Raw genomic sequence first — 25,232 nt, 5'->3', positions numbered from 1 at the left:
CCGTGGTCTCCCCCGTCCGCATCTGTCAGGATCACGCCATGCGCCTCTTGCTTGCCTGCGTCCTTGCCGCCACACCCCTTTTCGCCGTCGCCCAGGACCTCATGTCCGCCGACGAGTTCGACGCCTATACCCGCGGCAAGACCTTCTATTACGGCGCCCAGGGCGCGCCCTATGGCGGCGAGGAATATCTCGACAACCGCCGCGTGCGCTGGTCCTTCCTCGACGGGGAATGCCAGGAGGGCGAGTGGTACGAGGATGACGGGCTGATCTGTTTCGTCTACGAGGGCAAGCCCGACCCTCAGTGCTGGAGCTTCCGGCGCTCCGGCTCGGGCCTCGTCGCGCAGTTCGAGAACGACCCGGCCCGGACCCAGCTTTACGAGACGGAACAGACCGGCGAGCCGCTCCACTGCCTCGGCCCCGAGATCGGCGTGTGAAACCGCGCTAGAACAGGCTGCCCTGCTCGGGCGGTGTCTTCTTGGGCTTCGGCGCGCGCTTCGCCGCAGGCTCCCGTTCGGCGGCCCGGGACGGGGTCGCGGCCGCATCGCCCCCACCGACCGCCAGCCGCCCGTCGGCAAACTCGATCTCCAGCGCGCCGGCCGCCCGTGCCGCGTCCTTCGTCGTCACCAGCGCCCCGTCGCCGCGCACCACGGCATAGCCCCGCTCCAGTGTCGCCTTGTAACCCAGCGTCTCGCGCAAGCGGTCCTGCGCGGCCAGCCGGTCGCGCCAGGCGGTGACCTGCCGTGCGCCCACGTCCGACAATCGCTGCGTGATGCGGTCGAACTCCGTGCGTTTCTGGTTGATGTCGCGCTGCAAGGCCCGCGTGTTCACCCGCGCGGCCAGCGACGCAAACCCCTCGCGGCGGTTCCGCACGCGCTCCCGCAGCATACCGGGCCGCAGCGCCCCGGCCTTTTCCGACAGCTTGACCTGCCGCACCTGGATCGACGCGCGCAACGCCCCGGGCAACTTGTCCGACATCCCGTCCAGCCTCTGACGGGGCCCGTCCAGCAGGGCCTCGCCCCGGGGCAGCGCCCGGCTCAGGTCGCGCAGCCGTTGCTGCCGGGCCGTCACCTGCCCCTTCAGCGCCTGCAACAGCCGGCCTTCCTGCCCGTCCAGCCAGGCCAGCAGGTCCAGCCGCACCGGCACCGCCAGTTCCGCCGCCGCCGTGGGCGTCGGCGCGCGCTTGTCCGAGGCAAAGTCGATCAGCGTCGTATCCGTCTCGTGCCCGACGGCGGAAATCAGCGGAATTTCCGAGGCGGCTGCGGCGCGCACCACCGATTCCTCGTTGAACCCCCACAGGTCCTCGATACTGCCCCCGCCGCGCGCCACGATCAGAAGGTCCGGGCGCGGCAGCGCCCCGCCCGGTGTCAGCGCATTGAAGCCTTGAATGGCCCGCGTCACCTCGGGCGCGCATTTCTCACCCTGCACGGCGACAGGCCAGATCAACACCTTGCGGGGAAAACGGTCGCGCAGCCGGTGCAGGATATCCCGGATCACCGCACCCGAGGGCGAGGTCACGACGCCGATGACTTCCGGCAGGTAGGGCAGCCGCTTCTTGCGCTCGGGAGCGAACAGGCCCTCACTCGCCAGCGCCTTGCGCCGCGCCTCCAGCATGGCCATCAACGCGCCCATGCCCGCCGGCTTCAGGTCTTCGATGACGATCTGATAACGGGACTGCCCGGGAAACGTGGTCAGCCGGCCCGTGGCCACGACCTCCATCCCCTCTTCGGGCTGCACCGCCAGCTTGCTGGCGACACCCTTCCAGATCACCCCGGCCAGAACCGAGCGATCGTCCTTGAGGTCCATGTAGACATGGCCGGAGCGAGGCCGGCTCACGCGCCCCACCTCGCCCTTCACGCGCACGTGGGAAAACTCTCCCTCGATCATGCGCTTGATCATGCCCGACAGGTCGGAGACCGAGAATTCGGGGGCGTTTGCGCCGGGGTCGGGATCGTCAATCAGGTCGGACATGACCGCATCTTTGACGCATCCCGCCCCGGTTGAAAAGGTCAGGCGGCACGGGCGTCGTGACGGCCTTCGCAGATTTCCTCGATCATCTTGCCGCAGAAGTTCGGCAGGTCGTCGGGATTGCGGCTGGTCACCACGCCCTGGTCGACCACGACCGGGCTGTCTTCCCATATCGCGCCGGCATTCTCCATGTCGGTGCGAATCGAATGGAACGAGGTCAGCTTGCGCCCCTTGGCGATACCCGCCTCGACCAGCAGCCACGGCGCGTGGCAGATGGCGGCGATGGGCTTCTTGGCCTCGAAGATCGCCTTGATGAATCTCACGGCGCTCTTGTCGTTGCGCAGCATGTCGGGATTGATCTGGCCGCCGGGCAACACCAGCGCGTCGTAGTCGGCGGGGCTGGCGTCGTCGAGCGTCTTGTCGACATTCACCGAGTCGCCCCAGTCGTTTTCATTCCAGCCACGGATCTGGCCGGAATGCGTCGAGACGATATGCACCTCGGCCCCCTCGCTCAGCAGCGCATCGCGGGGCTTTTCCAGCTCGGATTGTTCATAGCCATCGGTGGCGAGTATGGCGATTCGTCGGTTCTGCAGTTTGGGCATCTCATTACTCCTGGATAACATCTACGTTCTGACCCGAAAACGCCGCCTGCACCCGATCCGTTCCCTCGACAGACGGTCGCACCTGTCCGCTCGCGCGTGCGTGCGGCGCGCCCCTGGCAGCCGCGGCACGGGATCACGGCGTGCCTCGGGCGGGGTCCTTGCCACCCCGAAGGCGACCGATTAGAGAACCAACAAAACCGGAGTCTTGGTACAGATGAATATCCTCATTCTCGGCGGCGGCGGGCGCGAACATGCCCTGGCCTGGGCGGTGATGCAGAACCCCAAATGCGACAAGCTGATCGTCGCGCCGGGCAATGCCGGGATCGCGCTGATCGCCGAATGCGCCAGCCTGGACATCGAGAACGGGGCCGCCGTGGTCAATTTCTGCGAGGCCAACGCCATCGAGTTCGTCATCATCGGCCCCGAGGCGCCGCTCGCCGCGGGCGTGGGCGACCGGCTGCGCGACGCGGGCTTTCTGGTGTTCGGCCCGTCGCAGGCGGCCGCCCAGCTCGAAGCCTCCAAGAGCTTCACCAAGGAGATCTGCGACGCCGCGAACGCGCCCACCGCCGCCTATGGCCATTTCACCGACCCCGGAGCGGCGAAGGACTACGTGACTGCCCGGGGCGCACCCATCGTCGTCAAGGCCGACGGGCTGGCCGCCGGCAAGGGCGTGATCATCGCCCAGACGGTCGAAGAGGGGCACGCCGCCATCGACGACATGTTCGGCGGCAGCTTCGGCAGCGCCGGCGCCGAGGTGGTGATCGAGGAATTTATGGACGGCGAAGAGGCGTCTTTCTTCGTGCTGTGTGACGGCCAGACCGCCCTGCCCATGGGCACCGCGCAGGATCACAAGCGCGTGGGCGACGGCGACACCGGCCCCAACACCGGCGGCATGGGCGCCTATTCCCCAGCGCCTGTCCTGACCGACGCCGTGGCCGAAAAGGCGCTGGAGGAGATCATCCGCCCCACCCTGCGCGTCATGGCCGAGCGCGACATGCCCTACCAGGGCGTGCTCTACGCCGGGCTGATGATCAAGGACGGCCAGCCCCGGCTGGTGGAATACAACGTGCGGTTCGGCGACCCCGAATGCCAGGTCCTGATGCTGCGCCTCGGGGCACAGGCGCTGGACCTGATGCAGGCCGCCGCCGAGGGGCGCCTGCACCAGGTCGAGGCCAGCTGGGCCGACGACCACGCCCTGACCGTGGTGATGGCGGCAAGGGGCTATCCCGGCGCCTATGAGAAAGGCAGCGTCATCAGCGGGCTGGACGACTGCCCGGAAGACAGCTTTCACATGGTGTTCCACGCCGGCACCGGCGATACGGACGGAAAGATCACCGCCACGGGCGGCCGGGTGCTGAACGTGACCGCGCGGGGCGACACCCTGCGCGAGGCCGCCGACCGGGCCTATGGCATGATCGACAGGATCGACTGGCCCGAAGGGTTCTGCCGCCGCGATATCGGATGGCGGGCGCTGGACTGAGGTTCGGACCGCGCTGCGCCCGGTCCGACCGATGCGGGGGCCAGCCCCCGCACGCGGGTCCAAGCGGGGGCCAGCCCCCGCACCCCCGGGATATTTACAGCCAGAGGAAGGGGCGGGTCAGATCTGTTTCTCGGGCATCTGCACGACAAGGCCGTCCAGCGCGTCGCTGACCTTGAGCTGGCACGTCAGGCGCGAGCGCTCGGGGTCGGGCTCGAACGCGAAGTCCAGCATGTCCTCTTCCATGTCGTCCTTCGCCGGCAGCTTCTCGACCCAGGCCGGATCGACATAGACATGGCAGGTCGAACAGGCGCAGGCGCCGCCGCAATCGGCCTCGATGCCGGGAATGTTGTTGTCGCGCGCGCCTTCCATCACGGTCAGGCCGTTGGCGACCTCCACCTCGTGCTTGGTGCCGTTATGTTCGATATAGGTGATCTTGGCCATGAAATCGGGCTCCCGTCGCTTGCGTTCTTCAAGGGTTCCTAGCCGCGCCATGTAGGCGATGCCAGTCCCATTTGCGACATCGCCGGGAAAAGAGTTGCTTAAAATCCTGTATGTTCTACTTTTGTTCTCATGAGAGTTCTGACCGCCGCACCCCCCCATGACTGGCCCCGCCCGCCGGCCGCGCTGGTGGCCGCGCGCCTGGCCGATCCGCCCGAAGGCGCGCGTGTGACGGTGGCGGGCCTCGTGATCCTGCGCCAGCGGCCCGGCACCGCCAAGGGCGTGATCTTTCTGACGCTGGAGGACGAGACCGGCGTGGTCAACGTCGTGGTCTGGCGCGCGCTTTACGAACAATACCGCCGGGCCGTCATCGCCGGACGGCTGTTACGCATCACGGGCCGGATCCAGCGGCAATCGGGCGTGGTGCATGTCATCGCCGAGGAGGTCGAGGATATCTCGCCCCTGCTCGACCGCCTGCTGGAGAGCGCGGATGACTGCACGCTTCCCCAAGCGGGTGAAACCGGGTAAGATGCTGCAAAACACGCCTAAAAAGGCACGAGCAGATGATCCGACCGACCCTGATTGCCCCTTGCGCATTGCTTGCGCTGGCCGCCTGTGGCGAGGTGCCCCGCACCGCCGCCGCCCCCGACGCGGTGCAACGGCTGGACACCCCGCCCCCCGGCGCGGCCCCCGGCACCTGCTGGGCCCAGGATACGTCGCCCGCTGTGGTGGAGACCGTGACCGAACAGATCCTGGTCAGCCCCGCGGAGGTCGCCGGGGACGGCACCGTCACGCGCCCCGCCAGCTATCGCACCGAGACCGCACAGAAGATCGTGCAGGAACGCCGCGTGACCCGGTTCCAGGTCCCCTGCCGGGCCGAGTTGACGCCTGAATTCAACGCCTCGGTGCAGCGCGCGCTCAAGGCCCGCGAGCTTTATCGCGGGCCGATCAACGGCGAGATGGACCGTCGCACGCGCGCCGCCATCCGCAGCTTTCAAAAGCCGCAGGGGTTCGATTCCGATATCCTGTCCGTGGCCGGGGCACGCCAGCTCGGCCTGATCGCGGTGCCCCGCGACAGGCCCGGCTGACCGGGCCGCGTTAACCTGGCATTTACCAAATCTGACCAAGCTGACCGCGTGAGGTGCCATGCCGCTCAAGCGCGTCGTCATTCCGGTCCTGTTGCTCGCCGCCCCCGTCCCGGCGCTGGCCGGACCGTGGCTGCGCGCCGAGGACCGGACGTTTCTCAGCACCTCGATCGAGATCGACGCCGAGGGCGGCCTCTCCGACGGCGGCGGCTTCTACGGCTCGATTTATGCCGAACACGGGCTGACCGACCGGCTGACGCTCGGCCTCGACGCGGGCGGCCACGAGGACGACATGTCCAAGGCCATCGCCTTTCTGCGCTGGCCCGTCGGCGCCACCGACCGCCCCCTGCGCCTCGCCGCCGAATTCGGCCTCGGGATGGCGCGGGAAACCTTCGCCCTGCGCCCCGGCCTCAGCCTGGGGCGCGGGGTCGCGCTTGGGGACACGCCCGGTTGGATCAGCGTCGACAGCCGGGCGGTGATCATCGACAGTTTCGACGGCGTGCTGGAAACCGACATCACGTTCGGCCTCAGCCCCGGCCCCGACGCCAAGGTGATCTTGCAACTGCAGACGGGCATCCCGACCGACAGCGCCCCTTACGCCAAGCTGGCGCCGTCCTATGTCCACCGGATCGCCCCGGGATATCATGCCGAGATCGGCGTGGTCGCCGGCGTGGCAGAAGCCGATGATTTCAAGCTGAAAATCGGCTTCTGGCACCAGTTCTGACAGGGGTCGCGAACGACCCTCGCGTCAGATCAGGTCGTCGATCCTGACCCGCATCGTGACCGTCCCGCTGACCGCCTTTTCCCAGCGCAGGTTGACCTGATCCTTGTTCGGGCCTTCCTTGCCGTCATAATACGGGATGCCGAAATAGGCGTCGCCATTGGCCTCGCGGATCGGCCCTTCCGGCACGATCGCCTCGACCGTCTGCGCCCAGGCCTCGAAGGGCAGCTTGGGATGCGGCGCCACGACCCAGGTCTTCTGCGCGCTGGCCTCGGTATGTTGCAGGACCAGCGGGTTTTCCACCTGGATGTTCACGTTGAAATAGGCGTTGTCCTCGAAGCGGATGTTGCGGAACCGCTCGAAATTCAGCGTGGCAAAGCTGGTGTCGATCCCCTCGAAACGGTCGATCGGCCCGTCGATCAGCCGCACCGTATTGCCCGTCACCGTCAGCCCGTTGATGAAATGCCCCGGCCCGTAGGGCTTCACGATCAGAAAGTTGAACGACGGCGCGGTGCTCTGGCTGAGGAACACGTTGCTGGTGATCGACAGCGCGCTGAACGAGAACTCGCTCGAAAAATCCGGCGCCTCGTCATACTCGTTGGTCCACTCGACCGACCCGTCGCAGATGTAGTTCCCGGTGATCGTGCCGCGATTGTTGGTCCGCGCCAGCACGAAGATCGCGCTGCGCGGGCCGGGATCGGCGCTGTCGCCCTGGAAACAGTGGTTGCCCATGATGATGCTGGACGACCCCGCCAGGATCGCGAAATGCTTGAAGAAATTGCAGCGGCAGTTGCGGATCTTGATGTCGTTGCCGTTGCAGTTGACGCCGATCGTGGTCCGGTCCGGTACCAGCAGCGGGCTTTCCCGGGACAGGAACTGGCAGCGGTCGATCATCATGCCCTGGTCGCCCTCGCCGTGGCTGGTGATGCCCCGGTCGCGCGGCTGGGTGAAAAAGCAATCCCGGAAATGGATCGCCGATCCGGCGGGCGGCAGCAGCACGGCACTGCAATCGCCGCCGCACTGGAACTCGATATTGGACACCGCGAACTTCGAAACCTGGGCGAAGCCGCTGAAATCCCACATGTATTTGAAACGCTTGAACGTATAGTTCTGCGTGCCTTCCGCGTCGTAGAGCGGCTGGCTCAACGTCACCGTCTGGGCGCCCACATTCCTGGCCCGCACGTAAACCTCGCGGCCCACCCCGTTGCCGGTCACCAGCGACCCCACCTGGATGTTGGCCACGTTGGCGACATTGATCAGCCGCTTGTTGTCATTGGCGTTGTAGGTGGCTTGCGAGGTGACGGTATCGGTGTCCCAGTTCGGCCCCGGAAAGACTGAAAACTGCGCATTCTTGATCACGTGCCGCGTCTTGTAGGTGGTCCGGTTCGGCACGGCGGCCTGCATGTCCACGGGTTCGCGCAGCGCCACCTTGCGGCCTTTCATGTCCAGCTCCACGTGGCCGGGGTTGTTCAGCAGCGCCTGGTAGGCCTTCTTGAAGGCCATCTCCGTATCGCCGCCGAACGCATCCACGTACTTGGAAAAGTCGAAATCGTTGACCAGCTCGAAGATCTTGTCGACCGGCATCGTGACCTCGCCTTCGAAACTGACCTTGCTCTGCATGGTCAGGCTGTCCGCCAGGTAATAGGTCCCCGCAGGCACCAGAACCGTGCGGCCGTTCGCGGCGGCGTCGGCGGCCTCGAAGGCGGGCAGGTCATCGGTGCTGCCGTCGCCCTTCGCGCCATAGTCGCGCACGTCCACCAGGCCGATGATGTCGCGCAGGAACACTTCGGTCACATCCTCGATCCGCAGGTCGTCGATCCGCACCACGCCACCGTTCGGCCCCGTCAGGTCGATGCCGAAATGCCCGTACAGGGGCTCGGTGCCCCACACCATGTCCACGCCGCCACGGTCGCCGCTGCCGACGATGGCCCTGACCTCGAAAACCTCGCCGTAACTGGTCAGCGTCACGCTGGGGCCGGTCTCGGTCAGCCCGGTCACGTGAGTGCCGCCCGCACCGCCGGCCCACCCCGCGATGCGCACGTTGGGCAGGCTGCCGGACACCGCCTTCACCCGCGCGGTGATCTGCAGGTAACAGCCCGGCAGGATCGGCGTCTCGCCCATGTAGCGCAGCTTCTGCGTGCCCTGGACCTTCTGGACCTCCAGCGCGCCGCCGAAATCCTGGTCGGCGGGGACGAAGGCGGCATTGGCGGCGCCATCATAGGTGTCCGACCCCGGCGTGCCGTTCTCGCTCGACCAGACATCCAGCCCGTTCGCAAAAGGCGGCGGCATGAAGACGATGCCATCGGTGATTGCCTTGTTCATGAATTTCCCTTTCCGCGCCCGGGGGCCTTCCCCCAAGGCGTCACGTGATTGCCAGCAAAGGCGCGACACGGTCCGCACCCGGGCTTCGGGAAGTATCAACGGGGGGTTAACGGGGGATCAGGCCACCGTGACGGTGGGGGCACGCTCCTGCACGCACCGGCAGCTCAGCGGACCTTTCCGCCGTTCACGACGGAAGCGAGCGTCAGCGCCTGGGGTGGCGATCCGACGGAAATTCTGAAGCACTTTATGCCTGCCAAATACATCCTCGGAAGGGTTGTTGCGCCCGGCCTCAGACAAATCGCCAGCCCGAGGGAGGGGCTGACGATGGCCGGGCAGCTTCGCGGCTGTCAACCGGCCGGGGGCTCGATGCCAGTGTCTAGCAAGGGCTCGATCCCGACATGCGTTGCGGGCGGCACGAATGTTGGCTTTGCGGACGAGACGGCCGGTGGGTTGGTAGGGGTCGCGCATCGACGGGCCGCGGCGCGGCGATCCAACGATGGTTTTGCAGCACTTTATCCCCGCCAACTCCGTAAAACCTCCGAGCGGCGCACCCGGCCTCGCCAAATCGCCGTGCCGGTGGGGCGGCCCGGCGATGCGCGGCGGTGCAGCAAGCTGCACCTGGATTCCGCGCCGGGCGTTCGCGTTGGAAGTTCGCTTTGCGGACATAGAAGACGTCCGATCTATAGCCCCGGCGCGGAGTCAAGCCGCAGGCCCCGCGCCATCGACGGGCCGCCCCCACGGCCCGGCGATGGCGCTCGGGGATGTAGATCACACTTGTCCGCAATAAACCCACATCGGACTGTCGCTGCAAACCTCGCCGACTACGCCATCCCGCCCTGCACCAACCTTTCCGCCAGCCGCGCATAGGCGTCCGACACCGCGCCGTCCTCCAGCGCCACGGGCCGCCCGGCATCGCCGCCTAGCCTTGTGTCGAGGTCGATGGGCAACGCCCCCAACAGCGGCAGGCCCAGCCTCTCGGCCTCGGCCGCCACGCCGCCATGGCCGAATATCGCCGCCTCGTACCCGCATTGCGGGCAGTGAAACATCGACATGTTCTCGATCAGCCCCAGCACCGGCGTCTTCAGCGTGTTGAACATGTCGATCGCCTTGCGCGCATCCAACAGCGCCACGTCCTGCGGTGTCGACACCACCAACGCCCCCGTGGGCTGCGCCCTCTGGCACAGGGTCAGCTGCACGTCCCCCGTGCCCGGCGGCAGGTCGACCAGCAGCGCGTCCAGCTCGCCCCAGTCGACCTGGGCCATCATCTGCTGCAACGCCCCCATCAGCATAGGCCCCCGCCACACCACGGCGCGATCCTCCTCGATCATCAGGCCGATGGACATCATCTTGACGCCATGCGCCTCCAGCGGCGTCAGGATCTTGCCGTCCGGGCTCTGGGCGCGTTCGGTCACGCCCATCATGCGCGGCTGGCTCGGCCCGTGGATATCGGCATCGAGCAATCCGACGCGCCGACCCGCCCGCGCTAGCGCCACCGCCAGGTTCGACGCCACGGTCGACTTGCCCACGCCACCCTTGCCCGACGCCACCGCGAGAATCGATTTCACCCCGCTCGGCCGGATCGAGGCGCTGCCGCCCTCGGGATGCCGCCCGACCTTCAGCGTCGGCGCGGGCGCCTCGGGCGCCTCTGCGGTCAGCGCGACCTGCGCCGATGTCACCCCCTCGACCGACAGCGCCGCACGCTCGGCGGCGGCCCGCAGCGGTTCCATCCGGCGGGCCATCTCGGGGCTGGGCGCCTCCAACACGAATCGCACCTCGCCGCCTTCGAGTCGCATCGCGCGCACCATGTCGCGCGAAATCACCGTCCCGCCGTCCGGCAATTCCAGCCGGTCCAGCTCTCGGCGCACATTTTCGAGTATTTTCGTCATGCCCGGTCTCCATGCATCTGCGGCGTTGAAAGTGGCACTTCCAGAAGCAGGTGCAACCCCCGTTTCAACCCCGCCCAAAAAACTGGCAAAGCGGTGATTTCAAACGTAAAAAATGATCCGATCTTCTATGCGCCAACTGCATAGCTGCGTTGCAGCAAAACGTATTGTGCATGCGCAGCATATCGCTATCTTTAACTCAACAGCGAACGGAAACGGTCACAGCGCCGAACGCTCGCGAAAACAATCAGGTGCCTCTCCTCCCGTTTGGTACCTGTTCGGGATACCGCCTCTCCTCCCTTGTGCGGTCCCGGCAAGACCTGGGTTCCCTTGGAACCCAAACCTGACGAACGGTCCCTTCCTCCTCCCTGGGACCCGACGTAAAGAACGGCGGCGCCTCTCCTCCTCCCTGGCGTCGCCGTTTTTTCTTTTTTACCCCGACAGCGTTCGCAAGGCCCTCGCCGCACCGCCCCCGCGCCGGAAATCAGCCAGCGACCCCGCCGCCATGCGGCGGGATCAAGGCGTTGGGATCAATGCACCACCCTTGCGGCCCGCCCGCGCCGGCCCCGCGTCATCGGCGCGGCGTGGCGCGCCTCCTCCAGCACGCGGGCAAACGCCCTCGCCGCCGCGCTGTCGGCATTCCGGACCGCGGGTTCGGCCAGCGCCTCGCGCACGACCCCCGCCGTGACGGCGCCGGGATAGCCAAAGACCCACTCCAGGAAACCCAGCCGCGCCACGGCCTCGGCCTCGGCGCCGGTGGCCCCACTGCGCTCCAACCCGTTCATGATCGGTGTCAGGCTCATGCTTTCTGCTCTTCCTCCGGCCGCACCCCGGGCCGGACTGGGGCGAGGGAAGGCCGCGCGAGAACCGCTTTTCCGGTCCACCGCCCGCACCGCCCCCCGCGGTTCGACGTCGTCCCAAAGGCTGGTTTCCGGGCTTGGCGGGGGTGCGGATACGCGCGCCTTCCCGGGGCATGTCGCCCCAGTGGCCATCTGCGGTATCCCCCATCCTTACCGTTGCGGGGGCAGCGCCGGACTTGCACCGGCTTCCCAATTCTCCGCGACCTGCGCGGCACCTTCGGGACTCTCACTTTGCCGCCAAGCGGCCCCTGACGCAACCCGCGATTGCGACGTTGAAGCGCCGCGCGACGACACGCGCCACACCTTCTAGCTCAGGCCAGAACGTCCGCCCACTCCGGGTGCCGGCGAAACTGCGACGCGGCAAACGGGCAAAGCGGCGTGATCTTGCGCCCCGCCGCGCGGGCATCCTCCACCGCGCGGGTCACCAGCGCCAGGCCCACGCCCTTGCCGCGATAGGCGTCGGGCACGCCGGTATGGTCGATGATCATGCCCGCGCTTCCCAGCTTGGAATAGGTCAGCTCCGCCTCCGGCCCGTCGTCGATCCGGGTGACATAGCGCCCCTTGCTCTCTCCGTCTTCGTGTTCGATCTGCATGTCTATACTTCCCTGGCTGCGCGCAGCATGCCGCAGCGCCGCAAAAAGGTCCACAACTCGGCACAGCGCAGGCTCCGCGTACGAAACCGCCCCGAACGCAAAACGGCGCCCCGCCGGGGCGCCGCCTCAAACCCACGCGGCCCGGATCACTCCGCCGCCAGCTGGTCCATCACCTCGTCGCTGGCCTCGAAATTCGTCGTGACATTCTGCACGTCGTCATCGTCTTCCAGCGCGTCGATCAGCTTCATCAGCTTTTGCATGCCTTCCAGGTCCAGTTCGGTGGTGGTCGTCGGACGCCAGGCCAGCTTGGTCTCCTCGCTTTCGCCCAGCTCCGCCTCCAGCGCGGTCGAGACATCGTTCAGGTCCGTGTCCGCACACCAGATCACGTGGCCGTCCTCGCCCGATTCCACGTCCTCGGCCCCGGCCTCGATCGCGGCCATCATCACCGTGTCGCCATCGCCCGCATCCGAAGGGTAGGTCACCTGCCCCTTGCGCTCGAACATGAACCCGACAGAGCCGGTCTCGCCCAGGTTCCCGCCATGCTTGGTAAAGGTCGAGCGCACCGTGCTGGCGGTGCGATTGCGGTTGTCGGTCATCGCCTCGACGATCACCGCCACGCCGTTGGGCCCATAGCCCTCGTACCGGATTTCCTCGTAATCCTCGCCCTCGCCCGCGACCGATTTCTTGATCGCCCGGTCGATATTGTCGTTGGGCATCGACTGCGACTTGGCCTGCTTGACCGCCAGTCGCAGGCGCGGGTTCTTGTCGGGGTCCGGGTCGCCCATCTTCGCGGCGATGGTGATCTCTTTCGACAGCTTGGAAAAGAGTTTCGCCCGCTGGGCATCCTGACGGCCCTTGCGGTGCTGGATATTGGCCCATTTGGAATGGCCGGCCATGACGTGCCTCCGATGACATGCGTAAAGTTCACGCCTCTATAAATCAGGCGCAGGCCCCTGTGCAATCCCGCCAATCGCCCGCTCCGCGCAGCCGCGCTGGACCAGACCGGCGGCTATCTCTTGAAGGATGACAGGCGCGCCGCCCGGCCCCGGACCGCCCCCATGCCCGGCGTGTCATGTCGCGCGATCCGGGCCGCCCGGGCCGCGCCGCCTCAGCGGCAGTGCCGCGCGATCTCGCGCTCGCGCAAGCCGGTCTGAACCAGCAGGCACTTGTCCCGCGCGGCATAGTAATAGCCCCGCGCGTACCACATCACCGCGTCGGGCTCGCTGCCGTCCGACACCAGCCATGCGCCGCGCAGGTACTTCACCGCGTATTTCAGATTGGTTTCCGCATCCAGAAGGTCGCTCGGCGCGCCCTGAAACCCCATGCCCCGTGCGGTGGCGGGCAGGATCTGCATCATGCCGAAATAGGGCCCGTTGCGCGCCCCGGGCCGATAATCGCTCTCGCGCTGCACCACCCGGTGCACCAGCGACCGTGGCACCTCGTAGTCGTCGGCATACTGGTTGATCAGCGCCCGAAGCTGCGGCGTCTCGTTGGGATAAAGCGGCGGGCTGTGCGCGGCACGCGGCTCCGGCGCCTCCTTCGCACTGCATCCCGCAACCACGCAAACCAGCATGAAGGCCATCAAACGCCGCATCAGAGAATCCCTCGTTGTTTCGGGGTTTCTTCCCCAAGCCGGCATTTCAGGCAAGCTTCTTGGCATCCGACGCGCGAAAATCCGCCCGAAACCGCGCGCGCCCCGCAAGATTTCACACCGTGCATCTTGACGCAGGGGCAGCCTCAACCGATCTTCGCTGCATCCGGGTGCGAGGCTCCACCCGGCGGCTACAAGGCGCGGGGTCGCGCCAAGAGTGCTTTCCTCCCCTGGACATACAGACATGCGCATCATCATCGCAACGGCCCTTGCCGCGTTCGCGGCCCTTCCTGCATTCGCCGACCAGACCCAAGGCAACGTGGTCTCATTCGACCGCGACACCAACGTTCTCGTGCTCTCTGACAAGACAGTGTGGTACATTCCCGGCGACATCGTCCTGCCCGCCGACATTGCCGCTGGCGACCGGCTCCAGTTCGACTATGACACCGCGGGCGAGGATGGCCTCACCAAGATCCACGCGATCACCCGCGTCGCCATGGCCGCGACTCAAGGCGCGCGTGGCGGCAGCTGACAGGTAGACCCCACTGCATGGGCGGGCGGGGTTTCCCCGCCACGCCATGCAGCCGAATGATCAAAGCGGCGTCGGCTGATCCCGTCTGCGGCAAAGGCATCGCCTTCAGCCGCCCACCGGCCCAGCCCCGCCGCGCAACAGTACCCACGACCGAATGAGACCGGCCCTGCGGCTCTGCATCTTTGGGCACAACCGGATTTGCGATCGGGGGTCGAAGACACGCTACACCCACCCCACCGCCGCACGATAAAGATGCCATGTCGCGTGGCCCAACACCGGCAGCACTATGATCAGCCCAAGGAATAACGGCACCGTCCCGATCAGCATCAGGACGGCCACGATGGCCCCCCACCGGGCCACGATGGCCGGATTCTTCTGCATCACGCGCAGCGACGTCGCCACCGCGACAGCCAGCCCGACCCGGCGGTCGATCAGCATCGGAAAGGTCGTCAGGCTGACCGCCAGTACCGTCACAGCAAAGACCGCGCCGACGGCAATGCCGACAACGATCATCGTCCAGCCCGGCCCGGTCGTCAGAACGTCCGTCATGAAACCTGTCAGGCTCTGCGGCGGCTGCGGCCCCAGCGTCCAGTCATAGATCTTCATCGCGGCCAGCATCCAGATCAGGAAGACCGCCAGCAGATACACCGCCATCACCAGCACCGGCCCGATATTCTCGGCCCGGACCACCGACAAAGCGGCGCTCCAGCCCACCTCCTCGCGCCGCTCCGCCTGCCGGCTCATCTCGTAAAGCCCGATCGCCACGACCGGCCCCAGCAACAGAAAACCTGCCGCCAATGGGAACAGCATCGGCAGCATCGCCCTGTGGAAGGCAAAGAAGGACAGGCAAAGACCGATCGCCGGATAGATCATCACCAGGAACATCACGTCGCTGCGAAAACGGCTGAAATCGGCATAGCCCTTGTGCAGCGCATCGCTCAGATCCGCGCGAGACAGCGATCTGACCTTCGGCGTAGCATCTGCGTCGCCACTCAACGCGACGGTGGCATCGCCCACCGACCGGCTCGCGCCAGACACGCCCTGAAAGAACCATGACAGCGGGTTTCCGATTGTCTTGACCATGGGACACTCCCTTCCTCCGGTCGGCCGGGTACCCCCGGTCCGATTGGGTTTGGGCGGGTCTCCTCACTTGGCGGAACACCCGCCTGTGACTACAGCGTACCACAACCAAGGCGTGCGGGTGATCACGATTTGGGGACGTCACCCGTCAGGGACGGCGCACCGGATCTTTCACTGTTCCAAAAATACTCGAAGTCCCCGCGACCGCCCTATAGCGGCCAGATGAACGGGATCAGCGCACTGGCCAGCAGTCCCACGCTCAGGTTCAGCGGCACGCCGACCTTCAGGAAATCGGTGAACTTGTAGCCCCCCGGCCCGTAGACCAGCGTGTTGGTCTGGTACCCGATCGGCGTGGCGAAACTGGCCGAGGCCGCGACCATCACCGCCACAACCAGCGCCCGCGCGTCGATCCCCATCGCATCCGCCAGCCCGATGGCGATGGGCGTCACCACCACCGCCACCGCGTTGTTGCTCACCAGCTCCGTCAGGATCGAGGTCAGAAGGTAGATCGCCCAGACGATCAGGAAGGGCGGCAGGGACGACAGCCCCGGCGCCACGTAGTCGACGATCAGCCGTATCGCACCCGACGCCTCCAGCGCCGCCCCGATGGCCAGCATCGAGAAAATCAGCGCCAGCAGCCGCCCGTCGACAAAGGAAAACGCCTCGTCCGCGTCGATGCAGCGCGACAGCAGCACCACCGCCAGCGCGATCACCGTCAGCGCCAGGATCGGTGCCACGCCCAAAGCGGCCAAAACCACGATCCCCGCCAGGGCCGCCAACGCCACCGGCGCGTGCCCACGCCGGAACGCCTTGGCCGAGGGTTGGCTCACGTCCACCAGGTCCATCTCGCCCGCCAGCCGCTTAATGTCCTCCGGCGCCCCTTCCAGCAGCAGCGTATCGCCCACCCGCACGATCAGGTCGTCCAGCTGCCGCCCGATATTCTGGTTCCGCCGGTGCACCGCCAGCGGATAGACTCCGAAACGCCGCCTCAGGCGCAGCGAGCCGAGCGAACGCCCCACCATCTTGCAGCCCGGCGTGATCAGCACCTCCACCGTCGTCGTCTCCACCGCCGACACCTGGTCGACCCGCTTCAGCTCCTTGTTGCGCTGCAGGCTCAGCAGTTCCGTCATCTGCGTGCGCAGCACCACCCGGTCGCCCACCTGCAACTCGACCCCCTGCAGGTTGCGCCGCAGCGAGATATCGCCCCGCACCACGTCCACCAGCCGCACGCCCTCGCGTTTGAACAGCTGCACGCCCGTCACCTCGCGGCCAATCAGGTTGCTGTCGGGCGGGATCACAGCCTCGGTGAAGAACTTCATCTTCGAGCGGTCCGACAGCATGTCCGCCATGCTCTCGCGGTCCGGCAACAGGCGCGGCGCGATGAAATAGAGGTATACCGCCCCCCAGGCCACCAGACACAGCGCCAGCGGCGTCACCTCGAATATCCCGAACGGCTCCATCCCCTGCGACCGTGCCACCCCGTCGACCAGCAGGTTGGTCGAGGTCCCGATCAGCGTCAGCGTGCCGCCCAGGATCGCGGCGTAACTCAGCGGGATCAGCATCTTCGAGGCCGTCACCCCCAGCGTCCGCGCCAGTTGCACGAAAATCGGGATCATCACCACGACCACCGGCGTGTTGTTCATGAAGGCCGAGCCGAAAACAACAAAGACCATCAGCATCCCGATGGCCAGCTTGGGGTTCACCTTGGCCTGCCGGTCCGCGACCGTGGTGAACGCATCCAGCGCCCCGGTGCGCACCAGCGCCCCCATCACCACGAACATCCCCGCGATGGTCCAGGGCGCGGGATTGGCCAGAACCTCCAGCCCCGCGTCATAGGGCAGCACCCCCAGCGCCAACAGCACGGCGGCCCCGCTCAGCGCCACCACCTCGGTGGGGTAAACCTCGCGGATGAACAGCACGAACATCACCGCGACCACGACCAGGGCGACCAGCGGTTGGGCGCCCTGCGAAAGTTCCATGAATTGCATCAACTCTGCCCGTCCCGGTCCGATGTCATGCCAGCTTCGGCATTCTCATCTATCACGCGCCCCGGCACAAGAACCCGTGCCGCCCGGGGCTGCACCAGGAACATGCCCAGCATCATCGTACCCAGCGCCAGCCAAACCCAGATTGCATAGCTTTCCTGCAACAGGGCCATCGACCATAACACGCCTGCCGCCGTCACCATATAGGACGTCTGCGCGGTAAAGACCGACCCGGCCCGCCCGACCATCCAGACATAGGTCGCATAGACCAGCGCGTGCAGCGCCGCCCCCGCCGCCAGCGCCAGCTCGGGCACGCCGATCCCGTCCATCGGATTGATCCACTGCCCGCTCATCACCGCCGCCGGCAGGCAGATCACCAGCCCGACAAGCGACGCGCCCAGGATCACCTGCATCGGGTCCAGGCCCTGCGTGCCCCACAAGGCCACCAGGTTGCCCTCGGTTGCGTAAAGCGCCGGCGCGCACAGTGCCAGCAGAACGAACCCCGCCGAGGCCGCGCCCGGCAGGCTCGCCTCCGGCCCCACCAGCATCACGATGCCCGCAAGGCCGATCACCACCCCGACAAGGCGCTGCCACTCGAACCGCTCATTGCCCAGCGCCACCGCGATCGGCAGCGAGAACATCGCCACGCTCGAGACAACGATCGACATCACGCCACCCGGCAGTTTCGCCGCGGCAAGATAAAAGAACACGTCGGGCAGAACCGCGCCGCACAGCGCGACCATCACGAAGAGCCGCAGATAGGCCCGGCCGAAAATAATCCTGCGGCCCCGGATCAGAGTCACCGCGCCCAGGCAGAGCACCACCACCACCAGCTGCCAGAAAATCAGGCCGACCGGCTGGTGCCCGGTGCTGACGGCGATCTTGGCCAGCGGAATCGTCAGACCCCAGCCCAACCCCATCGCAATCAGAATGGCATAAAGCCAAAGATCCGATTTCATGGGCCACCCGGCGCCAGCCGCCCGCCCTCGCGGACCATCTCGACACGCGTGGCTTTGCCGGTGGCGTCATCCGTCTCGACATACAGGCCGCACAGCGTGACCTCGCCCAGCGCGGGCGTGAACCGCTCCTTGCCCATGCCGGTCACGAAGCGGCGCATCGGCTCGGTCTTCTCCATACCGATCACGCTCAGGTAGTCGCCGCACATGCCCGCATCCGACTGGAACGCCGTGCCCCCCGGCAGGATCTGCGCGTCGGCGGTGGGCACATGGGTGTGGCTCCCCACGACGATGCTCGCGCGCCCGTCGCAATAGTGCCCCATCCCCATCTTCTCGCTGGTGGCCTCGCAATGGATGTCGATCAGGCTGGCCTGCACCGCGCCGCCCGGCACATGGGCGCGCATCACCGTGTCGACGGCGCTGAACGGGTCGTCGAAGGCGCGTTTCATGAACACCTGCCCCAGCACCTGCGCCACCATCACCTTGCGCCCCCGCGCGTCGGAAAAAACCGCCGCACCGCGTCCCGGCGCCCCCTTGGCGAAGTTCAGGGGCCGCACGATCCGCGGCTCGCCCTCGATGAATTGCAGCATGTCCTTCTGGTCGAAGGCGTGATCCCCCAGCGTCAGGCAATCCGCGCCGGCGTCCAGCAGCGCCTTGGCATGTGCCCCGCTCAGGCCCATTCCGCCGGTCGCGTTCTCTCCGTTGACCACGACGAAATCCAGCTTCCACGCTTGGCGCAGGCCCGGCAAACGCTCCGCGACGGCCTGCCGCCCGGCCCGGCCCATCACGTCTCCAAGATACAAAATCCTCATGCCGAAACTGGTAGAGACACCGCCTCCAAAGGGCAAGAGCCACCGACGCTCCCCCGCCGTCCCGGGCCTGACCCGGGACCTCCCCGCCCCCGTTCAGCCCGCCGCCACCTCGTAGCGCGCCTCGTAGACAATCGGAAACGCCACCGACCGCGCGATGAAACAGACGTCGTGAATGCGCCCGTGGATCGCGTCCGCCACCTCCAGGTCCGTGCCCTCGGGCACCGTGATCACCGGGCGCAGCACGGCCCGCGTGAACCGCCCCTTGCCGGACGGCTCCACCTCCGCCTCGCCTAGCGGATCGTCGACATAGCCCTGCACCGCGATACCCGCATCACTGGCGAAATGCAGGTACCACAGCATGTGGCACGCGCTTACCGTCGCCAGCAACAGGTCCTCGGGATTGTGCAGCTTCGGGTCCCCGCCCAGCACCGGATCGTTCGAACACGCCACCACCGGCTTGCCCGCCGTCTCGATGTTCCACGTCCGGTCATAGCCCTTGTAGGTCCGGGTGCCGTCGCCCCGGTTGCCGGTCCAGACCACCTTGGCGGTGTAGTCGTGGGTGTCCATGTTCATCTCCTTGAAAAACGGCATCGGTACGCCGCGCGAACGCCAGACCGCGGGATGGCGACCCGACCGATGGTCAGGGCACTTTATCTCTGCAACTTCCGCAAGACCTCAAATCAAATCGCCAGCGTACCCCAATCGCCAGCCCGTCCGGGCGGTCTGGCAATCGCGCGGCTCAACACGGCAGGCCGGCGGTCCCCCGTCAAAACCCGATCACCTCTTTCTCCGTCACCACCATGTCCAGCGGCTGGTCCGTGGGCTCCAGCGGCAGCCCCTCGGCCTCTTGCGCAGCAAAGGCGAACCCGATGGCCAGCGTCGCCCGCTTACCCCTCAACAGCTCCAGCGTCCGGTCATAGAACCCCCCGCCATAGCCCAGCCGACCGCCATTCCGGTCGAACGCCACCAAGGGCACGATCAGGATCTCCGGCTCGAAGAAGTCATCCACCTCCGGCACCTTCGCGCCGAACGGCCCGTCGCGCAGGGCTCCGTCCGGCTCCCAGCGCGAGAATTTCAAAGGCTTCCCTTCGGCTTCGATCACCGGCACGCCCACCGGGCCATGCGCCGCCGCCTCGGCCATCGCCGGCAACGGGTCGATCTCGGTGCGGATGGGCATGTACCCCGCCAAGGGCACGCCGCGGTACCCGGCCAGCACGCCGGACAAGAGGCCCGCCCCCGCGCCACCTGCCGCGTCAAACGCCGCCTTGCGCCGCGCAAAGGCCGCCTTGCGCGCCGCCGCCTTCACCTCCGCCAGATCGCTCACAGCAGCACCACCGCCGCGAGCCCCAGAAAGGCGAAAAAGCCCACCACGTCCGTCACCGTGGTCACGAACGCCCCCGAGGCCAGCGCCGGGTCCACGCCCACCCGGTCCAGCACCACCGGAATCACCGTGCCCGCCAGCCCTGCCATCACCAGGTTGATCACCATCGCCGCTCCGATGACATAGCCCAGCTCCGGCCCGCCGAACCACAGCACGCCCACGATCCCCATCACCACGGCAAAGATCACTCCGTTGACCAGCCCCACCAGCACCTCGCGCCGGATGAACCGCCACACGTTCGACCCTGTAAGGTCCTTCGTCGCAATCGCCCGCACCGCCACCGTCAGGCTTTGCGTCCCCGCGTTGCCGCCCATCGACGCCACGATCGGCATCAAGACCGCCAGCGCCACGATCTGCGCAATCGCCGCCTCGAATTGCGCAATCACCAACGAGGCCATGATCGCCGTCACCAGGTTCACCGCCAGCCACGGGAACCGCCGCTTGGTGGTGCTGATCACGCGATCGCTCAGGGACCCTTCCTCGCTCACACCGGCCAGGCGCAGGATGTCCTCCTCGTGCTCCTCGTCCAGCACCGCCATGGCGTCGTCGATGGTGATCACGCCGACCAGCCGCTCGTCCTCGTCCACCACGGGCGCGGAAATCAGGTGATACTGGTTGAACGCATAGGCCACGTCGCCCTCGTACTGCTCGGCCGGAATGACGTGAAACGTCTCCTCCACCAGCGAGCTCAGCATCACCTCGCGTCTTGAGGCCATCAGCTTGCCCAGCGTCACGTTGCCCACGGGTTTCAGCCGCGGGTCCACCAGCACGATGTGATAGAACTGGTCCGGCAGGTCGTCCTGGTCGCGCAGATAGTCGATCGCCTCGCCTACATTCCAGTGCTCCGGCGCCATCACCACCTCGCGCTGCATCAGGCGCCCGGCGGAATACTCGGGGTAACTCAGCGACTGCTGCACCAGCGTCCGGTCGCTGTCTTCCAGCACACCCAGGATCTCGGCCGCCCGGCTTTCCTCCATGTCCTCGACCAGGTCGACCACATCGTCCGATTCTAGGTCGCGCACCGCGTTGGTCAGAACCTCCGGCGCCAGGATCGAGATCACCTCCTCGCGGATCGTCTCGTCCAGCTCGGTCAGCACGTCGCCGTCGAACTCGTGCCCGTAAAGCTCGATCAGCCGGCGGCGGTCGAAGGAATTGATCTGCTCCAGAAGGTCGGCGATGTCGGCGGGGTGAAACGGCTCCAGCTCCTGCCACAGCATCGCCTGGTCGCCGATATCCACGGCATACATGATCCGGCCAACGACCTTCTGATCCAGCACATAGGCGCTGTCCTCGCGCTCGGGCTCCCGCTCGGGCTCGGGCTCGGGCACCTGCGCGGGTTCGCGCTCTTCGGTCACGTCGTCCTGCTGGTTTTTCTCGGCCATCGCGCGCTCCCCGGTTCTGCGGCACCATGTAGGACAAAGCCGCGGGAAATCACAACGTAATATGCGGGATTTACGCCTGTCTTCCGCGCACCTATCCTGCCCCCGGACCGGCCCCGAGGACACCACACCGCATGCCCCCCCCGCGCATCCTGACCGGACAGGTCCTCTGCTTCACCCGCTCGCCGTTCCAGGGCGACCCCGCCGGCTCCGCCCACCTCGACGAGGCCGTCCTGATCGAGAACGGCCACGTCACCCGCACCGGCCCCCTCGCGGACCTGCGCACCGCCGCCCCGGACGCCCGGATCGAGCGTTACGACAACCATCTCATCTCGCCCGGCTTCATCGACGCCCACGCGCATTACCCCCAGACTGGCATCATCGCCAGCTGGGGCAAACGCCTGCGCGACTGGCTGGAAACCTACACCTTCCCGGAGGAAATGCGCCTCGCCGATCCCGCCTACGCGCACCGGATCGCCAACCGCTACCTCGACCTCACGCTGGCCAACGGCACCACCACGGTGGCGACGTTCTGCACCTCCCACGCGCACAGCGCCGACGCCTTTTTCGAGGCCGCGCAGAGCCGCAACCTCCGCGCCGTCGCCGGCAAGACCTGCATGGACCGCAACGCCCCCGCCGCCCTCCTGGACACCGCGCAATCCGCCTATGACGACAGCGCCGCTCTCATCGCCCGCTGGCACGGCACCGGCCGGCTGACCTATGCCATCACCCCGCGCTTCTCGCCCACCTCGACGCCCGATCAGCTCTCCGCCCTCGGCGCGCTCTGGGCCGAACACCCCACTTGTCTCATGCAAACGCATCTATCCGAACAGGCCGAGGAAATCGACTGGGTCAGGTCCCTCTTCCCCTCCGCCCGCGACTACTTCGACACCTACGAAGCGCACGGCCTTCTCGGTTCCCGCGGCCTCTATGGCCACGCCATCCACCTCACCGCCCGCGAACGCGCCCGCCTGGCCGAGACCGGCGCGGCGCTCATCCACTGCCCCACCTCCAACACCTTCATCGGCTCCGGCCTCTTCGACATGGCCGCGCGCCTCGAGGACGGCCACCGCATCGGCCTTGCCACCGATACCGGGGGCGGCTCGTCCTTCTCCATGCTGCGCACCATGGCCGCCGCCTACGAGATCGGCCAGCTTTCCGGCAACGCCCTGCACCCCGCGCAGCTATGGTGGCTGGCGACAGCGGGCAGCGCCGACGCCCTGCACCTCTCGGACCGCATCGGCACCATCGCCCCGGGAATGGAGGCCGACCTTGTCGCCATAAACCTCGCCTCGACTCCGGCGATTGCCCAGCGCGCCGCCCGCGCCGAGGACCTCTGGCAGGCCGTCTTCCCCACGATCATGATGGCCGACGACCGCGCCATCGCCCAAATCTGGGTGACGGGAACGCCGCAATCGTAGGGTGAGGTTCAACCCCACCACGCGAACGCCGATTTTCGAATGAACATCCATGCCGCCCTCCACCCTCGATCATCGCGCAACGCGAAAGGGTGTTCGGCACTGGTGCGGTCGGGGGGACTCGAACCCCCACGAGTGTTAGCTCACAGCGACCTCAACGCTGCGCGTCTACCAATTCCGCCACGACCGCCCGTGACCGAAAGACGCCCGGAACGAACGCCTTGGTGCAGCGCCGTATAGGCAATCGCGCCCGGCTTGTGAAGGCCAAAAACCACGGCTTTGACAAAATCCGCGCCACCTGCCAAAGCACGCCGATGACGGAATGGATCACCTCCCCCGGCCTCGTCGACTACGAGACCGCCTGCGCCGAAATGGAGGCCCGCGCCGAGGCCATCGCGCGGGGCGCGGCCGACGAGGCGATCTGGCTCCTGGAGCATCCGCCGCTCTACACTGCCGGCACCTCCGCCAAACCCGCCGACCTCACCGATCCCGACCGCTTCCCGGTCTACCCCACGAAACGCGGCGGGCAGTACACCTATCACGGTCCCGGCCAGCGCGTGGTCTACGTCATGCTGAACGTCGGCCAGCGCGGCCGCGACGTCCGCGCCTTCGTGCAACAACTGGAATCTTGGGTCATCGCCACCCTCGACCAGTTCAATGTCACCGGCGAGATCCGCGAGGGCCGCGTCGGCGTCTGGGTCACGCGCGACGACAAGCCGCTCACCGCCACGGGGCAAAAGCCCGAAGACAAGATCGCCGCCATCGGCATCCGCCTGCGCAAATGGGTCAGTTTCCACGGCATCTCGATCAACGTCGAACCCGACCTCGATCATTTCTCCGGCATCGTCCCCTGCGGCATCACCGACCACGGCGTCACCTCGCTCGTCGATCTCGGCCTTCCCGTCACCCTGGGCGACGTGGACGTGGCCCTGCAAAAGACCTTTCCCCGGGTGTTCGGCTAAAGCGTTTCCGGGTCAGTCCGAAACACGCATAGCTTCTGGCGTTCGAAGAGGCCGCGAAACGCGATCCGGTTTTTCCCGGAAGTACCCTGATCCACGCAGGAAAAGACCCGGACGAAGCACGATTCACGGTCTTGCCTCGCCCGGGCCCACGCCGGCAATAGGCCAGCCGTCAGGCCAGCTCGGTTTTCACCTCGATATTGCCTTGCGTCGCATTGGAATACGGACAGATGAAATGCCCGCGCTCCATGATCTTCTTCGCGGTGTCCTCGTCCACGCCCGGCATCGACACTTTCAGGTCCACCTTCAGACCGAATCCGCCGTCTTCACGCGGTCCGATCCCTACCTTGGCATCGACCGATGCATCCTGAGGCACCTCGCCCAGCTTCTCGCTCTGCGCGGCAAAGCGCATCGCGCCCAGGTAGCACGCGGCATAGCCCGTCGCGAACAGCTCCTCGGGGTTGTGCCCCTTGCCGGCCCCGCCAAGCGCCTCGGGCGTGTCCATGGTAAAGGTCAGCATCCCGTTCTTCAGGCGCGCCACCCCTTCGCGGCCACCGCCAGTGGCATGGGCTTCGGTCCAGTACTTGATATCGGTCGACATGAAGGCTCCCTTTCATCGCTCAAGATTAAATCGTACACGATACATATGTCGGCAACCCGATCTGTCAACGCTTGCGATCAAATCGCGCACGATATATCTTTCCTCAATGAGCACCCTACCCCCACCCGACATGCTGTGCTTCGCGCTCTATTCCACGGCGCACCGGATGCAGCAGACCTACAAGCCGCTCCTCGCCCCGCTGGGCCTGACCTATCCGCAATACCTGTTGCTCAGCGCGCTCTGGTTCGGCGACGCCCGCACGGTCGGCGCCCTGGGCCGCGAGTTGCAGCTTGAATCCAACACGCTCACCCCCTTGATCAAGCGCCTGGAAACCCGCGGCCTTCTGCGCCGCGAACGCGACACCGCGGACGAACGCCAGGTCCGCGTGCATCTCACCGACACGGGCCGCGCCCTTCAGGCCGACGCCGCGCATATCCCCGACTGCATCACCCGCGAAACCGGCATGGACATGACAGACCTCGCCCGCCTGCGCGACGAGATCCTCGCCCTGCGCGACCGGCTCGACCGCGCCTGACGCCCCGCGCCCCTCCCGGCGCGGCCACCTTCCTCTGGCCGAAAATATCCCCGC

General features: G+C 66.7%; 26 protein-coding genes, 1 tRNA gene and 1 riboswitch. Of the genes, 9 read left to right on the top strand and 18 right to left on the bottom strand.

What is annotated here, in order from left to right; genetic code table 11:
- Nucleotides 1-38 precede the first annotated feature (38 nt).
- Nucleotides 39-434 (top strand): hypothetical protein, encoded by a 396-nt coding sequence (locus tag FIU89_RS06705; RefSeq protein ID WP_152491880.1) that lies wholly within the window; start codon nucleotides 39-41, stop codon nucleotides 432-434.
- A gap of 7 nt (nucleotides 435-441) precedes the next feature.
- Here FIU89_RS06705 and xseA read toward each other — a convergent pair whose 3' ends face one another.
- Together xseA and FIU89_RS06695 are read right to left on the bottom strand one after the other, a co-directional pair.
- Nucleotides 442-1,968: an exodeoxyribonuclease VII large subunit gene (gene xseA, locus FIU89_RS06700; RefSeq protein WP_152491879.1), complete on the bottom strand. Its 1,527-nt coding sequence runs from the start codon at nucleotides 1,966-1,968 to the stop codon at nucleotides 442-444.
- A 38-nt stretch (nucleotides 1,969-2,006) separates the two neighbouring features.
- Nucleotides 2,007-2,567 (bottom strand): type 1 glutamine amidotransferase domain-containing protein, encoded by a 561-nt coding sequence (locus FIU89_RS06695; protein ID WP_152491878.1) that lies wholly within the window; start codon nucleotides 2,565-2,567, stop codon nucleotides 2,007-2,009.
- Nucleotides 2,568-2,781: 214 nt separating this feature from the next.
- Between FIU89_RS06695 and purD the strand changes: the two genes are divergently transcribed.
- On the top strand, nucleotides 2,782-4,047 hold the full coding sequence (gene purD, locus FIU89_RS06690; RefSeq protein ID WP_152491877.1) for a phosphoribosylamine--glycine ligase: 1,266 nt from the start codon (nucleotides 2,782-2,784) through the stop codon (nucleotides 4,045-4,047).
- 117 nt (nucleotides 4,048-4,164) lie between these two features.
- On the opposite strand, the gene FIU89_RS06685 is transcribed toward purD, so the two are convergent.
- On the bottom strand, nucleotides 4,165-4,488 hold the full coding sequence (locus tag FIU89_RS06685) for a 2Fe-2S iron-sulfur cluster-binding protein (protein ID WP_057793755.1): 324 nt from the start codon (nucleotides 4,486-4,488) through the stop codon (nucleotides 4,165-4,167).
- Nucleotides 4,489-4,617: 129 nt separating this feature from the next.
- Between FIU89_RS06685 and FIU89_RS06680 the strand changes: the two genes are divergently transcribed.
- Genes FIU89_RS06680 through FIU89_RS06670 form a run of 3 tightly spaced genes read left to right on the top strand, consistent with a single transcriptional unit; the run spans nucleotide 4,618 to nucleotide 6,294 of the window.
- Nucleotides 4,618-5,013: an OB-fold nucleic acid binding domain-containing protein gene (locus FIU89_RS06680; protein WP_152491876.1), complete on the top strand. Its 396-nt coding sequence runs from the start codon at nucleotides 4,618-4,620 to the stop codon at nucleotides 5,011-5,013.
- Nucleotides 5,014-5,048: 35 nt separating this feature from the next.
- The gene (locus FIU89_RS06675; protein WP_172978048.1) at nucleotides 5,049-5,573 is read left to right on the top strand and encodes a peptidoglycan-binding protein; all 525 of its coding nucleotides are present in this window, start codon (nucleotides 5,049-5,051) and stop codon (nucleotides 5,571-5,573) included.
- A gap of 58 nt (nucleotides 5,574-5,631) precedes the next feature.
- Nucleotides 5,632-6,294: a hypothetical protein gene (locus FIU89_RS06670; RefSeq protein ID WP_152491874.1), complete on the top strand. Its 663-nt coding sequence runs from the start codon at nucleotides 5,632-5,634 to the stop codon at nucleotides 6,292-6,294.
- A gap of 24 nt (nucleotides 6,295-6,318) precedes the next feature.
- Here FIU89_RS06670 and FIU89_RS06665 read toward each other — a convergent pair whose 3' ends face one another.
- From FIU89_RS06665 to FIU89_RS06640, 6 genes are all read right to left on the bottom strand, one after another.
- Entirely contained in the window at nucleotides 6,319-8,613 is a 2,295-nt protein-coding gene (locus FIU89_RS06665; protein ID WP_152491873.1) for a glycosyl hydrolase family 28-related protein, read from the bottom strand.
- 821 nt (nucleotides 8,614-9,434) lie between these two features.
- On the bottom strand, nucleotides 9,435-10,499 hold the full coding sequence (locus FIU89_RS06660) for an Mrp/NBP35 family ATP-binding protein (protein WP_152491872.1): 1,065 nt from the start codon (nucleotides 10,497-10,499) through the stop codon (nucleotides 9,435-9,437).
- 527 nt (nucleotides 10,500-11,026) lie between these two features.
- Nucleotides 11,027-11,299, bottom strand: coding sequence for a hypothetical protein (locus FIU89_RS06655; RefSeq protein WP_254701809.1), 273 nt, complete (start codon nucleotides 11,297-11,299; stop codon nucleotides 11,027-11,029).
- A gap of 101 nt (nucleotides 11,300-11,400) precedes the next feature.
- A riboswitch (cobalamin riboswitch) is annotated at nucleotides 11,401-11,590 on the bottom strand.
- A 77-nt stretch (nucleotides 11,591-11,667) separates the two neighbouring features.
- Nucleotides 11,668-11,949, bottom strand: coding sequence for a GNAT family N-acetyltransferase (locus FIU89_RS06650; RefSeq protein WP_152491871.1), 282 nt, complete (start codon nucleotides 11,947-11,949; stop codon nucleotides 11,668-11,670).
- A 146-nt stretch (nucleotides 11,950-12,095) separates the two neighbouring features.
- Nucleotides 12,096-12,845: a YebC/PmpR family DNA-binding transcriptional regulator gene (locus FIU89_RS06645; protein WP_152491870.1), complete on the bottom strand. Its 750-nt coding sequence runs from the start codon at nucleotides 12,843-12,845 to the stop codon at nucleotides 12,096-12,098.
- A 212-nt stretch (nucleotides 12,846-13,057) separates the two neighbouring features.
- A complete protein-coding gene (locus FIU89_RS06640; protein WP_152491869.1) occupies nucleotides 13,058-13,543 on the bottom strand; it encodes a lytic transglycosylase domain-containing protein in 486 nt (161 codons plus the stop codon).
- Between the two features lie 241 nt (nucleotides 13,544-13,784).
- On the opposite strand from FIU89_RS06640, the gene FIU89_RS06635 reads away from it, so the two are divergent.
- Nucleotides 13,785-14,072, top strand: a complete 288-nt coding sequence (locus FIU89_RS06635) for a hypothetical protein (RefSeq protein ID WP_152491868.1) — start codon at nucleotides 13,785-13,787, stop codon at nucleotides 14,070-14,072.
- A 222-nt stretch (nucleotides 14,073-14,294) separates the two neighbouring features.
- Here FIU89_RS06635 and FIU89_RS06630 read toward each other — a convergent pair whose 3' ends face one another.
- From FIU89_RS06630 to mgtE, 7 genes are all read right to left on the bottom strand, one after another.
- On the bottom strand, nucleotides 14,295-15,155 hold the full coding sequence (locus FIU89_RS06630; protein WP_152491867.1) for a DUF2189 domain-containing protein: 861 nt from the start codon (nucleotides 15,153-15,155) through the stop codon (nucleotides 14,295-14,297).
- A gap of 206 nt (nucleotides 15,156-15,361) precedes the next feature.
- Nucleotides 15,362-17,140 carry an SLC13 family permease gene (locus FIU89_RS06625; RefSeq protein ID WP_152491866.1) on the bottom strand — a complete coding sequence of 593 codons (1,779 nt, stop codon included), beginning with the start codon at nucleotides 17,138-17,140 and terminating at the stop codon, nucleotides 15,362-15,364.
- Nucleotides 17,140-18,096: a DMT family transporter gene (locus FIU89_RS06620; RefSeq protein ID WP_152491865.1), complete on the bottom strand. Its 957-nt coding sequence runs from the start codon at nucleotides 18,094-18,096 to the stop codon at nucleotides 17,140-17,142. The genes FIU89_RS06625 and FIU89_RS06620 overlap by 1 nt, the downstream gene beginning before the upstream one ends.
- Entirely contained in the window at nucleotides 18,093-18,905 is an 813-nt protein-coding gene (locus tag FIU89_RS06615) for a TIGR00282 family metallophosphoesterase (RefSeq protein ID WP_152491864.1), read from the bottom strand. Before FIU89_RS06615 ends, FIU89_RS06620 begins: the two co-directional genes overlap by 4 nt.
- Before the next feature lie 93 nt (nucleotides 18,906-18,998).
- The gene (locus FIU89_RS06610) at nucleotides 18,999-19,472 is read right to left on the bottom strand and encodes an OsmC family protein (RefSeq protein ID WP_152491863.1); all 474 of its coding nucleotides are present in this window, start codon (nucleotides 19,470-19,472) and stop codon (nucleotides 18,999-19,001) included.
- Nucleotides 19,473-19,671: 199 nt separating this feature from the next.
- Entirely contained in the window at nucleotides 19,672-20,229 is a 558-nt protein-coding gene (locus tag FIU89_RS06605) for a 5-formyltetrahydrofolate cyclo-ligase (protein WP_152491862.1), read from the bottom strand.
- The gene (mgtE, locus tag FIU89_RS06600) at nucleotides 20,226-21,668 is read right to left on the bottom strand and encodes a magnesium transporter (RefSeq protein WP_152491861.1); all 1,443 of its coding nucleotides are present in this window, start codon (nucleotides 21,666-21,668) and stop codon (nucleotides 20,226-20,228) included. Before mgtE ends, FIU89_RS06605 begins: the two co-directional genes overlap by 4 nt.
- Nucleotides 21,669-21,799: 131 nt before the next feature.
- Here mgtE and guaD point away from each other — a divergent pair, with 131 nt between their 5' ends.
- Nucleotides 21,800-23,086 (top strand): guanine deaminase, encoded by a 1,287-nt coding sequence (guaD, locus tag FIU89_RS06595; RefSeq protein ID WP_152491860.1) that lies wholly within the window; start codon nucleotides 21,800-21,802, stop codon nucleotides 23,084-23,086.
- Between the two features lie 100 nt (nucleotides 23,087-23,186).
- On the opposite strand, the gene FIU89_RS06590 is transcribed toward guaD, so the two are convergent.
- Nucleotides 23,187-23,273 (bottom strand) — tRNA-Leu (locus tag FIU89_RS06590).
- Between the two features lie 124 nt (nucleotides 23,274-23,397).
- On the opposite strand from FIU89_RS06590, the gene lipB reads away from it, so the two are divergent.
- Nucleotides 23,398-24,045, top strand: coding sequence for a lipoyl(octanoyl) transferase LipB (gene lipB / locus FIU89_RS06585; RefSeq protein WP_152491859.1), 648 nt, complete (start codon nucleotides 23,398-23,400; stop codon nucleotides 24,043-24,045).
- A gap of 169 nt (nucleotides 24,046-24,214) precedes the next feature.
- Here lipB and FIU89_RS06580 read toward each other — a convergent pair whose 3' ends face one another.
- Nucleotides 24,215-24,643 (bottom strand): organic hydroperoxide resistance protein, encoded by a 429-nt coding sequence (locus tag FIU89_RS06580; RefSeq protein ID WP_152491858.1) that lies wholly within the window; start codon nucleotides 24,641-24,643, stop codon nucleotides 24,215-24,217.
- 106 nt (nucleotides 24,644-24,749) lie between these two features.
- Between FIU89_RS06580 and FIU89_RS06575 the strand changes: the two genes are divergently transcribed.
- A complete protein-coding gene (locus FIU89_RS06575; protein WP_254701808.1) occupies nucleotides 24,750-25,178 on the top strand; it encodes a MarR family winged helix-turn-helix transcriptional regulator in 429 nt (142 codons plus the stop codon).
- Nucleotides 25,179-25,232: the final 54 nt, after the last annotated feature.

The sequence above is a fragment of the Roseovarius sp. THAF27 genome (genome assembly GCF_009363655.1).
In the GTDB taxonomy this organism is placed as follows: Bacteria; Pseudomonadota; Alphaproteobacteria; order Rhodobacterales; family Rhodobacteraceae; genus Roseovarius.
This window is presented reverse-complemented; position numbering and strand designations above follow the sequence as displayed.